Source organism: Bacillus sp. FSL M8-0256 (genome assembly GCF_038005765.1).
Lineage (GTDB): Bacteria > Bacillota > Bacilli > Bacillales > Bacillaceae > Bacillus > Bacillus safensis.
In genome coordinates, this window is record NZ_JBBOTU010000001.1 from 416,101 (window position 1) to 430,722 (window position 14,622).

General features: G+C 45.7%; 2 protein-coding genes. Both read left to right on the forward strand.

Features of this window, described 5'->3' with window-relative positions; genetic code table 11:
- Positions 1-21 precede the first annotated feature (21 nt).
- Positions 22-10,716, forward strand: a complete 10,695-nt coding sequence (locus tag NSQ76_RS02200; RefSeq protein ID WP_341052118.1) for a non-ribosomal peptide synthetase — start codon at positions 22-24, stop codon at positions 10,714-10,716.
- Between the two features lie 43 nt (positions 10,717-10,759).
- Positions 10,760-14,593 (forward strand): non-ribosomal peptide synthetase, encoded by a 3,834-nt coding sequence (locus NSQ76_RS02205; protein WP_341052120.1) that lies wholly within the window; start codon positions 10,760-10,762, stop codon positions 14,591-14,593.
- The last annotated feature ends 29 nt before the right edge of the window (positions 14,594-14,622 follow it).

Consider the following 14,622-nt stretch of genomic DNA (forward strand, 5'->3'; position numbering starts at 1 on the left):
CAAAAATGAAGAGGTGGACTTATGAGCAAGCAGAAAATTCAAAAGGTATATCCTTTAACACCAATGCAAGAGGGCATGCTGTATCATGCCATGCTAGACCCTAATTCCTCCTCTTATTTCACACAGCTTGAGCTTGGAATAAGCGGAGATTTTGATCTCGATCTTTTTGAAAAGAGTCTCAATGAACTCGTACGGACATATGACATTCTGCGTACAGCCTTTGTCTATCAGCAATTACAAAAGCCTCGTCAGGTTGTACTGGCTGAACGTCATATAGATGTGTATAGAGAAGATCTATCTCATCTGAATCATCAAGAGCAGAAAAAGGTATTGGATCAATATAAAAAGCAAGTGAGAAAGCAAGGATTTCACTTAACGAATGATCTGTTGTTGAAAGTCGCTGTTTTTCAATTAAATGAAACAAACTGGCACCTGATTTGGAGCAACCATCACATTATTATGGATGGTTGGTCCATGGGTGTTTTGATGAAAAAACTGTTTCATTACTATGAATCTTATCAGAACGGCCGAACGCCGGATCGCTCACAAGGTAAGCCTTATGCGGACTATATCCAGTGGCTTGGAAAGCAAAACAAACAAGAAGCGGAAGACTATTGGACGGAGCGGCTGGATGGTGCTGTTCAGCACCAAGGGCTGCTGCAGCAAAAAGAAGCGAACGGACAATATGACCATCAGGAATGGACGTTTACATGGGACGCTCAAACCGTACAAGCCATTCAAGATGCGGCAAGACAATGCCAAGTGACAGCACCGAACCTTTTTCAGGCTGTCTGGTCCGTTCTTTTAGGCACCTATCATGCAGCAGATGATGTCACATTCGGAACAGTCGTATCAGGCAGACCTCCAAGTGTGTCTGGGATTGAGCGGATGGCAGGGCTGTTTATCAATACGATACCTGTTCGGGTGACATTAGATCAGGAGCAGACCTTTAAACAGCTGTTTCAAACGGTTCAGCAGCATGCACTGGAAGCGGAAAACTATGACTTTATGCCGCTTTATGACATTCAGCAGAGAACAGCTGCTGGAGGAAAGCTCTTTGATCATTTGGTTGGGTTTGAAAACTATCCTTTAGATCAGGAGCTGTCTGGTGACACCATGTCTGCACGTCTCGGTTTTGCCATTGATGTAAAGGACGGATTTGAACAAACGAATTTCGATCTCAATGTCCTTGTCTATCCTGGTGAAACGTGGACATTGAAATTCAAATACAATGCGATGGCTTTTGAAGAAAAGGTCATTGAAAACATATCCAAACATCTGACCAACCTCATGAAGCAAATCATTCACAATCCTGACATACGTCTTCATGAAGTAACATGTATCACAGAAGAAGAAAAGCAGCAGATTGAAGCATGGAACAAGACGGAGCGAGATTATCCGAAGCATCTGTCCATTCCTGAGCTGCTCGATGAACGTATCAAGGCGCAGCCTGACCATCCGGCATTAGTCGAAGGCGAGCGAACATTCACATACGAAGAGCTTGGACAGGAAATCCGTCGTTTAGCGAGCAGTCTTGTAGAAAACGGCGTTCAGCGGGGGGATGCTGTCGCGGTATATATGAACCGATCAGCAGATGCGGTGATCTCTATTTTAGCCATTTTACATGCTGGGGCTGCTTATGTACCGATTGATCCAGCTCAGCCTGAGGAGAGAATCCGTTGGATGCTTGAAGACAGCGGCGTATCCGTTTTGCTCTATGCTGACAGCCAGCCGCCAGTTGATGAAAGCATCAAAGCTGTTCATGTGACCGGTATGTCTCATCACTCACAAGCGGAGTTATCAGTCGAGACGTCTCCATCTCAATTGGCATATATCATGTTCACTTCGGGATCAACTGGACGGCCAAAAGGAGTTCAAATTGAGCATCAGCATATTGTGAGGTTAGCATGCTCTCAGGAGAAAATAGGATTGAACACGTCGGATCGTATGGCGCATACAGGGGCTGTTAGCTTTGATGCGATTACCCTTGAAATCTTCACTACGCTTCTGAATGGGGCGACGCTTTATCCTGTTCTTCGTGATACTTTATTGGATATTCATCGATTTGAACAATTTATCCAAACACATCAGATCACAGCGCTCTTTTTAACGACTGGTTTATTTAATCAGCTCGCTCAGCAGCGGCCGCAAATGTTCAAAGGATTAAAAACATTATTCACCGGCGGCGATGTGATCAATGTGAAAAGTGCGGAGCTTGTGAAAAAGCATCATCCGTCAATTACCTTGCTGAATGTCTATGGCCCAACTGAAAATACAACCATCTCGACCATTTACGAAGTAAGAGGAGATGAAACGGGTCCGATCCCAATTGGTCAGCCGATCAATCATACGTCAGCTTATATTTTAGATGACTATCAAAGACTGCAGCCAATTGGAGCACCGGGAGAGCTGTATGTTGGCGGAGATGGTGTTTCAAGAGGCTACATCAAACGTCCAGATTTGACTGATCAAGTATTCATGGCAGATCCTTTTAAGCCGTCAGGACGGATGTATCGAACAGGGGACTTGGCTAGATATGGTGCAGATGGTCAGATTGAATTCCTCGGCCGTGCCGATGATCAGGTGAAAATTCGTGGTTTCCGTATTGAGCTTGGTGAAATTGAATCAGTGCTTCACCAAGAAGCGGGGATAGATGAAGCAGTTGTACTTGTTCAGCAGCTTTCTTCAGATGAAAAGGAAATCATCGCTTACTTCACAGGGTCACTGACAGAAGAAGAGGTACGAGATGTATTCAATCAAAAACTGCCAGCTTATATGGTGCCGCACCATGTGATGAAGCTGGATACCTTTGCACTGACATCGAACGGGAAGGTAGATCGAAAAGCTTTACCTAAGCCTGACGAAGTGCATCGCGAGGAAATCAAAATCATTCTGCCTGAGACTGAGACAGAAAAGGCACTCGCTGACATTTGGGAGGAACTTCTTGGGAAAACGGTTGGGGTAGACGAGCATTTCTTTATGGCTGGCGGGCACTCACTCAAGGCGATGATGATGTCTGCGAAGGTTCAAGAAGTGCTTCAAAAGGAAGTGCCGATTCAAGTGATTTTCGAGAAGCCGACGATTCGCTCATTAGCGGCTTACATCGATCAGGATGGTCAAGAAGAAGCCGGACATCCTATTTTGCCAGCAGAGCAGGCGGACGAATATCCGGTATCACCAGCTCAGCGCCGTTTATATATTTTGCAGACACTTGAACCTGACAGCACGAATTATCATATTCCGATCGTCTTAACGCTTGAAGGAACACTCGAATATCAGCGGCTCAAATCAGCATTTAATCAGTTAATCCAAACACATGAAATCTTAAGAACGAGCTTTCATATGAACGGAGAAGACATTGTCCAAAGAGTGCATGAATGGACTGAATTTGACCTTCCTGTTCATGACATCAAGGAAGAAGAGGCGGAGGCATTTCTTACTGAACGTCAATCGCCATTTGATTTAACAGCAGCACCCCTTTTGCGAGCTCAGCTGCTGAAAGTCAGTGAGAACCGTCATCTTCTCGTCTTAGAAGCACATCATCTCATTACAGATGGCAGCTCCATGAAGACATTCATTCAAGATTTGGCGAAGGCCTACGATGGAGAAGCTCTTGCTGAACGAGCCCTTCATTATAAGGATTACGCTGTCTGGCAGCTAAGTGAAGAAGAAATGGAGAAACAGAAGGAGCATGAAGCGTATTGGCTGAAGCAATTTGAAGGAGATTTACCGGTTTTAGAGCTGCCAACTGATTATCTGCGTCCAGCAGAACGTGATTTTTCTGGAGAACGATTCATGTTTGGCTGTGATCAAGCAACGACTCAGCGCATTCATGAACTGCTTCAGAAAACCGATACGACCATGTATATGTTCTTGTTATCCGCCTTTCAGGTGCTGCTTGCCTCCTATAGCGGGCAGGAAGATATCATTGTGGGTTCGCCTGTTGCTGGACGGACACACCCTGATATCCAAGACATGCCGGGGATGTTTATCAACACCATTGCGATGCGCGGAAAACCAGAACAAACCAAAACATTTTTACAGCTGCTTGAAGAAATAAAAGAAACAAGTGTTGATGCTTTTGCACATCAAAGCTATCCGCTCGAAGAGTTAATTGCACATCTTCCATTAGACCGTGATACAACTCGGAGCCCGCTTTTTAGCGTGTCATTTAACATGCAGAACATGGAGGTACCAGCGCTAAAGCTCGGCGATCTGCACATTTCGCCTTATGCCATTCAGCATCACTCGGTCAAATTTGATCTATCTTTAGAAGCATTTGAACGCGAGGGAGCATTAAAGCTGAGCTTTGACTATGCAGCAGCGTTATTTAAAGAAGAGACCGTCCGCCGGTTCGGAACTCATCTTCTGGCGATTATTCGGGAGGCGGTTCGTCATCCAGAGGAACAGATCGGCTTGCTCCATATACTGGATCAGCATGAACAAATAGAGCGTCTGGAGAAAAAAGCCGAAGGACAAACGAATCGTCATGAGCCATTCCATGTCCAATTTTCACATCAGGCGAAGGAAACACCGGATGCTATCGCCGTTATGGATGATCAAAGAAAACTCACCTACCGCGAGCTTGAGGATATGTCATATGCACTTAGCTGTGAACTTAAAAAACGAGGCGTCGAGAAGGAACAAACTGTGGCACTGATCCTTGACCGCTCTGTCTATGTCATCGTCTCCATGCTTGGTGTGATGAAAGCAGGAGGAGCGTTTGTCCCGATTGATCCGGCCTTTCCGGCTGAACGAATCCGCTACACATTAGAGGATTCAGGTGCACAAGTCATCGTGACAAATGAGTCTCTAGCAGATTCCTATCAAAATCATAAGTCGATTCAAGTGGTGCAGGTTGAACAAGCAGTGCATCAAAGTCATCCACTAGAATTGCCGGAAGTATCGGTTGATCAGCTTGCTTATGTCATTTACACATCTGGGACAACAGGGAAGCCGAAGGGTGTACAGCTCACGCATCGTAATCTATCACACTATGTCAGCTGGCTGAAAAATGAGGTGACATTGCAGGAATGTGATCGGACGGCACTGCTTTCTTCTTATGCATATGATCTTGGTTACACAAGCATTTTCCCTGTTTTAAAAGCAGGGGGGACACTCTATGTTCCTCGTGAAGACGTGTATACAGACCCTGTACGTCTGATGCGGTTGATTGATGAACAAGAGCTGACTTATATCAAAATGACACCATCCTTATTTCATATGATGGCAGATTCTAAGGAACATTCATTTAATGCTTTACGCCTGGTGGTACTTGGAGGAGAACCGGTGATCCCTGAGGATGTTGAAACATTTATGATGCAGCATCCATGCGTGGCAGTAATGAACCATTACGGTCCGACTGAGACAACCATTGGTACAGTGACCAAGCTGATCACATCGCAAGAGCTGGACGCTTTGAAGGAACGATCTTTGATCGGACAGCCAATTGCTCACACAAGAGCGCTCGTATGCAATCAGCAGCAGCGGCTTGTCCCTTATGGCGCGCCGGGAGAGCTTTATATATCTGGAGAAGGCGTGTCGAGAGGATATTTGAATCAGCCTGAATTAACAGCAGAACGTTTTCTTGAAAATCCATATGATCCTCAAGAGAGAATGTATCGCACAGGGGATTTGGTCAGACAGCATGCAAATGGAGATATTGAGTTTCTTGGACGAGTCGACGATCAAGTGAAAATCCGCGGCTATCGCATTGAGAAACAGGAAATTGAGCATGCCGCACGTACTCTGGCATCTATTCAAGAAGTCTATGTAAAAGTCCTGCACCTGTCCCGTTTACCGGAGCTTGCACTCTATTACACAGCGCCTGAACACATTGGAACACTGACGTTTAGAGAAAATCTTGCGGAGACACTGCCGGATTATATGATTCCAACGTACTTTGTGAAAGTCGATCACATTCCACTCACCCAAAACGGAAAGGTGGATGCGAAGTCTCTGCCGCTTCCGCATGAGGTACATATGAACCATGCGGCGCATGTGGCACCAGAAACGGAACTTGAGCAGGCGCTGTGTGACATTTGGTCAGAAGTTCTTGGGGTTGAACAAATAGGTGTTCATGACCACTTCTTTGAATTGGGAGGTCATTCCCTCAAGGGCATGGTGCTCATTTCGAAGGTGCAAGCAAAGCTGAACAAGCATGTGCCGCTCAAAGTCCTTTTTGAAAAACCAACCATACGGGCAATGGCAGCCTACTTGGAAGAAACAGATTCTTCGGTGGTGACATCCATTCAGCCAGCGGAAAAGCAAGATTTCTATCCCGTCTCTTCTGCTCAAAAGCGTATGTATGTACTGCAGCAGTTGCATCCAGAAGCAGTCACTTATCATATGCCAGCCGTTTTAATGATGGAAGGCAGCCTTGATGTGAAGCAGCTGGAAGCAGCGCTTCAAGCCTTGATCGACAGACATGAATCACTTCGGACAGCCTTTGTAGAAATTGACGGCGTACCCGTTCAAAAAGTCTATCGCCAAGTGCCGTTTACATTAGAGGTTGATGAAATAGAGGGCGATCAGGAGCAGTCTGTCATCGAGTCATTCATTACACCATTCTCATTACATCAAGCACCATTAATGAGGGCAAAAGTGGCGAAGCTTTCTGATGAGAAATATGTATTCATGATGGATATGCACCATATCATTGCGGATGGTGTCACACGCAGCCTGCTCATTCAAGAACTCGCAGAGCTGTATGAGAAAAAGACGTTACCGCCAGTTCAGCTGCATTACAAGGATTTTGCGGTATGGCAGCAGGAAGAAAAGCAGCAGGCGCTGCTTGAGAAACAGCGGCAGTATTGGCTGGAGCAATATGCACAGCCGCCAGAAGACTTAGCGCTGCCCCTTGATTTTCCGCGTCCTCAAGTTCAGTCATTTGAAGGAGGGCGAGTCGATAGATGGTTGTCTGCTGAAAAGGTGCAGTCCATCAAAACGCTTATGGCGGAAAAAGGTGTGAGCTTGAACATGGTGATGCAAACGGCATTTGCTATTTTCCTTTCCAAATTAACGGGACAGACAGATATCGTCATAGGCGCTGTGACCGCAGGACGTACGCATGCTTCGATCGAACGGGTTCCAGGCATGTTTGTCAATACACTGGCTCTTCGAAACGAAGTGCAGCCAGAAGAAACGACAGCACAGCTGCTTGAAAAAATGAAAGATCGCAGTCTATCAGCCTATGAACATCAAGAATTCCCGTTTGAGGAATTGGTGGCTCAGCTAGATCTTCCGAAAGACACAAGCCGCAATCCATTGTTTAGTGTCATGCTGACAACAGATGACCGTGACCTGACGTTACCGGATTTGAATGGACTCAAGCTGTCGCAAAAGCAGCAAGATACCGTTCATGCAAAATTTGATATAACGCTCGGTGTATTTGAAGAAAATGACCAAGTGGGTTTGCGCTTTGAGTATGCAGCGGCCCTGTTTCAAAAGAGCACCATTCAGCGCTGGAGCATGTATATTGAAAAAATCATAGATGATATGCTGGCTAAGCTGAATCAGCCAATTTCAGCGCTATCTCTCATAACTGAAGAGGAAAAACGAGAGCTGATCAATGAATGGTCAGGACCAGACCTTGACGTCCCGTTAGATCAAACCGTTCATGCCTTGATTGAAGCTAAGGCACAAGAAGCACCTCATCAAAAAGCAGCGACCTTCTGCGGAACGAGCTGGACTTATGAAAAACTGAACCATCGGGCGAATGTAGTTGCTTCAAGACTCATCGCAAACGGCACAAAACCAGGCGACCGCGTCGGTATTCTCACCCGTCCGTCCCTTGATATGACGGCAGCTGTTCTTGGCGTTCTCAAGACAGGTGCGGCATTCGTTCCAATTGATGCAGACTATCCAGCGCAGCGTATTGCGTACATGCTGGAAGACTGCGGGGCAGAGGTACTTCTGATGCAAAAAGGACTTACTGCACCACCTTCCTTTACAGGTCAAGTGCTGTTCATAGAAGATGCCGTAGAAGGAGAAGCTCACGAGATTCAGGTGCATATCAAACCAACGGATCTCGCTTATATGATTTACACCTCTGGGACGACAGGACAGCCGAAGGGTGTCATGGTCGAGCACCAGTCCCTTGTGAATCTTGCGTTCTGGCACAATGATGCGTTCCAAGTGACGCACAAGGATCGAACTGCGAAATATGCCGGCTTTGGCTTTGACGCCTCCATTTGGGAGATGTTCCCGACGTGGATTGCCGGCGCAGAGCTGCACATTATCGATGAAGCGATTCGTCTCGATATGATCAAACTCAATGCGTATTTCAATAAAGAAAACATCACCATTGCCTTCCTGCCAACGCAGTTATGCGAGCAGTTTATGTCAATGGACAACCATTCTCTGCGTTATTTACTAACAGGCGGAGATAAGCTGAAACAAGTAAAGCCAGTCCCATACAAACTAGTGAATAACTACGGTCCAACTGAAAATACAGTCGTAGCGACAAGCGGAATGATTGATCCAGAACAAGGCACGCTTCCAATTGGAACAGCGATTGCCAATACACGTTTTTACATCATGTGTTCGTTATATGACCTGTCGCCGTCAGGCGTACCAGGTGAGCTCGTGATTGCAGGAAAAGGACTGGCAAGAGGCTACTGGAATCTTCCAGAGGAAACCGACAAACGATTTGTCCCAGATCCATTTTATCCGGGCGAGCGCATGTACCGCACAGGCGATTTAGTGAAATGGACAGACGATGGTGAGCTGATTTATCTCGGCAGAATAGACCATCAGGTCAATATCCGCGGCTTCCGTATTGAGCTGTCAGAAATTGAAGCGCAGCTCCTGACGATGGATTCGGTCAAAGAAGCCGTCGTGACAACGGTCAAAGATGCGGGTGAACAGGACGCCCTTGCCGCTTACGTGATTACGGAGAACGATACAGAGGACTTAAAAGAAAGCCTAAAACGCACGTTACCAGAATACATGGTGCCATCATGGATCATAAAGCTAGATCAATTTCCAATGACGGCCAATGGAAAGGTCGATCTGAAAGCATTGCCAGCTCCTGATATCGAAGTGAACCAAACGGTATACGAAGCACCAAGAGACGAAGTGGAAACACTGCTTTGCGGCATTTGGGAAGATGTCCTTGGCGTCAGCCAAGTCGGTATCCACGATCACTTCTTCTTCCTTGGCGGAGATTCGATTAAAGGCATCCAAATGGCAAGCCGACTCACGCAAGCAGGCTGGAAGCTCGATATGAAACTTCTATTCCAGTATCCGACCATTGCAGAGCTGCGCCCATATATTGAAGAAGCTGATCTTCTCACAGCCGACCAATCACCTGTCGAAGGAGAAGTCATTTTAACACCGATTCAGCGCTGGTTCTTTGAACGAGCATTCAGCGATCAGCACCATTGGAATCTCTCGATGATGCTTCATGCACCAAATGGATTTGACCTTTCCATTACAGAACAAGTCATGCAAAAACTACTTTTACATCATGATGCACTGCGTATGGTATACAAGCAGGAACATGGCGGCATCCTGCAATACAACCAGCGGGAGCTCACGGAACCGCTGGCGATTATTTCTCATGATGTCTCAAAAGAGTACGACGTGAAAAAGGCTATTTCCACATATGCCAATGAGTATCAGCGTCAGCTGAACCTCGAAACAGGTCCGTTAATGAAAGTGATTTGTTTCCAAGCAGAAGATGGCGATCATTTACTCATCGTGACACATCATTTAATCATTGACGGTGTCTCATGCCGAATTTTACTAGAGGACTTTATGTCTCTATATCAGCAGGCAGCTCAGGGACAAAAGCTTGTCCTGCCGCTGAAAACTCATTCCTTTAAAGAATGGGCTGAGGCCATTGAACGTTATGCACAGTCACAGCCATTAAAAAATCAGCAGGAGTATTGGGCAGAAATTGAAAGCAAACCATTAACCTCATTACCTGTTGATCATGAAGTGACAAAAAGAAAAGTTGCCGAAACCAAATCAGTTCAAATGCAGCTGACAGAAACAGAAACTGAGCATCTTTTGACCGATATTCATCTGCCGTACACAACGGAAATGAACGATATTCTTTTATGTGCTCTCGGTCTTGCTGTTCAAGAGTGGACAGGTGAGTCCCATGTACATGTGCAGCTTGAAGGTCATGGTAGAGAGGATATTTTATCAGGGCTGGATGTCTCTCGCACGATTGGCTGGTTTACGAGTATGTATCCAGTTGTACTTGAAGCGAAGCCGGATCAGACCATAGCTGATGCTATTAAAGGAACGAAAGAAATGCTGCGGCGTGTTCCAAATAAAGGAATCGGCTACGGGATCTTAAAATACATGACAGCTGCTGAACCGTCAGGACAGCACGTACATCCTGAAATCAGTTTGAACTATCTTGGACAGATTGATCAGGAAGTGACGACAGAACTCTTTGGGCCGTCGACTTATGATATGGGACGACAAGCAAGCCCTGATTCGGAAGCTGTTTATAAGCTGAACGTTAGTGGTCTTGTTCAACAAAATCGATTCATTTTGTCTTGTTCCTATTGTGCAAGTGAATATGAAGAACAGACGATACAGCAGTTCATGGCATTGTTGAAGGGGAAAATTCAATCTATCATCACCCATTGCTTAGCGCAGCAAGAACGGGAATTTACGCCAAGTGACTTCTCTGCGGCTGACCTTGAAATGGATGAAATGGACGACATTTTTGACATGCTTGAGGAGAAATTGACTTAACAACACGAGATGAATCATAAAAAAGGAAGGGAGGATGAAATAGATGAGTCAATTTAAAAGGGATCAAGTTCAAGACATGTATTATCTGTCACCGATGCAAGAAGGAATGCTGTTTCATACCCTCCATCATCAGGAAAAGGGCTTTTATGTAGAGCAAATGGATATGAACGTTAAGGGCACACTGCGTTATGACTTACTTGAGAAAAGCATGAATATCATCGTGGAGCGGTACGATATTTTTCGTACCGTGTTTCTCCACGAAAAAGTAAAGCGCCCTGTCCAAGTTGTACTAAAAGAACGTCCTTTTACACTTGATGTTGTGGACTTGCAAGATCTTTCTGAAGACGAACAGCTTGAACGTATAGAGAAATTCAAACAACAGGATCAGCTGAGAGGATTTGACCTCTCGAAGGATTCTCTCATGCGGGCGTCTGTTTTCCAAACGGGCCCTGCCAGCTATCGCTGGATATGGAGCTATCATCATATCCTTCTGGATGGCTGGTGCTTTGGACTTGTGGTGCAGGAGTTATTTGCGATTTATCATGCACTTTTACATGGCATCCCTTATAAGCTAGAGCCGGTCAAACCATATAAAGAATATATAAAGTGGCTGGAAAAACAAGATAAGCAAGCATCACTTCAATATTGGCAGCAATCATTAGCAGGGTTTGATGGACAATCGACCTTTAAAGAGCAGCGAAAACAAACGAATGAACATGAATTAGGCGAAATTGAGTGGTCCATGAGTAAAGAAGAAACGGCCGCTTTATCAGAGTTAGCGCTGCAGCAAAATGCAACGTTAAGCAGTGCGCTTCAATCAGTCTGGTCTGTTCTGCTGAGCAGATATCAGCGGTCAAATGATGTGCTGTTTGGAACAGTTGTGTCAGGACGTCCGGCAGACTTGGCTGGCGTTGACAGGATGGTTGGATTGTTCATCAATGTCATCCCAAGAAGAATTCAGCTGACAGATCACATGACATTTCGTGCGCTCCTGTCAGAAACACAACAGCAGTCTCTTGCAGCCGAGCCGCACCAATATATTCCGATTTATGATATTCAGGCAAAGTCAGGTCAGCAGCAGCTCATTGATCATATTGTTGTGTTTGAAAATGTCCCAGCCGCAAAGAAGGACGAGCAAGAAGCACGGTTAGGGTTCACGGTGGAGGACATGAATGTCTATGAAAAATCAAACTATGATCTCAATCTGCTCGCATCGCCTGGAGAAGAATTACTATTGAAGCTGGCCTTTAACCAAAGAGCGTTTGATCCTCAATTTGTTCATAAGTTAAAGGAACAGCTCAGCCTATTGATACATGAGGCGGTCAAGCATCCTGATCAATCGGTTCATACACTCCCATTCGTCACAAAACAGGAAAAACAGCTGATTCTTGAAGAATGGAATGCACCTGAGCTTGAGCATGACCAGCTGTATTTATCGAAATGGTTTGAGCATAATGTCCGCAAACAGCCAAATGCAGTGGCGCTATCAGCAGAAGAGCAAACGATGACATATGCTGAACTGAATGAACAAGCCAATCGATTGGCACGACATTTGCAAAAAAATGGAGCCGAACATCAAACGGTCATCGCCATTTTAGCCGATCGAACGCCTGAACTCATTGTCAGTCTGCTTGCTGTCTTAAAAGCAGGCGCAGCCTATGTGCCAATTGATCCTGGCTATCCAGAAAGCCGCATTCAATACATGCTTAAAGACAGCGGAGCGACGCATCTTCTGACTCACTCATCCTTTATTGGTCAGGCGAAGGGACTTGGGTTTGCTGGCACGTATCTGTTTGCAGATGATCAGGAGATTTCACTAATGAGCTCAGAGAATCTGCCGCTGGAAGCAGGTTTACACGATACGGCATATATCATGTATACATCAGGCACAACGGGTCAGCCAAAGGGCATCATGACAACCCATTCCAATATTGCCCGGGTGGTCAAAAATACGAACTACTTAACCATTTCAGAAACAGATACACTACTGTCGCTATCCAACAGCGTATTTGATGGCTTTACCTTTGATGTATACGGTGCACTTTTAAACGGAGCAAAGCTTGTCCTGCCGAAAAAAGACACCATTTTAGATATGCATGAGCTGACGGAGCTGATTAAAAGAGAAAGCATTTCTGTCATGTTTGTTCCAACTGCTTTATTTAATCTTCTTATTGATGAAGAAACCGATTGGATGCGTAGTGTGCGCAAGGTGCTGTTCGGAGGTGAGCGTGCATCTGTACAGCATGTGAGAAAAGCCTTTGATGTCATGGGGAAAGGCAGACTAATCAATGTCTACGGCCCAACTGAATCAACGGTTTTCGCCACCTATTATCCTGTAGATGAAGCTCCTCCGATCGAAGCGCATTCTATTCCAATCGGAAAGCCGATTAACCAAACGGGTGCTTATATATTGAGCCAGCACGGACAGCTTCAGCCGATTGGAATGGTTGGAGAACTTTGTCTCAGCGGCAAAGGGCTTGCGAAGGGGTATTTGAATCGTCCTGATCTGACAAAAGAAGCCTTTATCACACATCCATTTGCTGCGGGAGAAAGGCTGTATCGTACGGGAGATTTGGCTTATTTTCGAGCAGACGGTCTGATTGAGTATGCAGGCAGAGTGGACGATCAGGTGAAAATTCGCGGCCACCGAATTGAGCTGACAGAAATTGAAGCCCACCTTCTCATGCATCCGGGTGTAAAGCAAGCTGCCCTTATGACGGATCAGCATGGCTCGCAGCATACAAGACTGCTCGCCTATATGACGTGTGAGGAGGAGTGGAAGGACAAAGTTGATGTGATCAAGTCAGGGCTGAAGGAGAAACTTCCGGCTTACATGCAGCCTCATGAGCTGATCAGACTTGAGAAAATGCCGCTGACACCAAACGGAAAGGTTGATAAACGTCAGCTGCCAAAGCCGGAGACGCCTCAAGGAAACCGCCATGTGAAGCTTCCGGCCAATGAGATAGAACAAAAGCTGCTTGTCATGTGGCGTGAAGTACTTGAACGAAATGATATCAGTACAGATGACCATTTCTTTGAGCTTGGCGGACATTCTTTAAAAGCGATGTCACTTTTATCAAAGGTGTCGAAGGAATTCGATGTTCAGGTGCCTATTCACTTGCTGTTTGAGACGCCTACAATTGAAGCCATCAGCCGTTATATTCAACAGCAGGATCATGAAGCTGCCGGCTATCTTGTATTCAATGAATCTCAAACGCCAACAGTCTTTGCTCTTCCGCCATTACCGGGCTACGGCTTTATCTATCAGGAAGCTGCCAAAACGCTTGATAGCGTTCGTTTGATTGCCTTTGACTTTATTGAAGCTGATCAACGCATGACGCAATACGTTCAGCATATTCAGCACCTTCAGCCTGAAGGGCCGCTGACTTTGATGGGCTACTCTGGCGGGTGCTATCTGGCCTTTGAGCTCGTTCAATCGCTTGAACAAGCAGGGCGGACGGTGGAAAAGGTCATCATGATCGATTCCTATAAGAAAATTGGTGAAAGTGATTTAGAAGGACGATCCATTGATGACGATATCGCAGCGATTGTCCATCAATCAAAGCAAAGTGAACTTGCCCAAGAAGAGCTCGTTCAAGAAGCGCTTGCTCAAAAAACGCGGGCCTATTATGAAACATTTGTTAAGGGGGTGAATCAAGGAAAGATACAAGCAGATATTGATTTCATCCAATCAGAAGAGCAAATTGATATTCCAGACTGGATGGATCATTGGGAAGAAGCGACGACCGGTGCTTATCGCTATTATCAAGGCTATGGTCAGCATGCTGACATGTTCAAAAACAAAGAATGTGCAGCCCAAAATGCCCAGCTGATCCAAAAGATCGTCAATCAAAAAAATAGAGAAGCCGTTTTGTAAACTTTAGATCAGGCAGGGGTGCACATTAG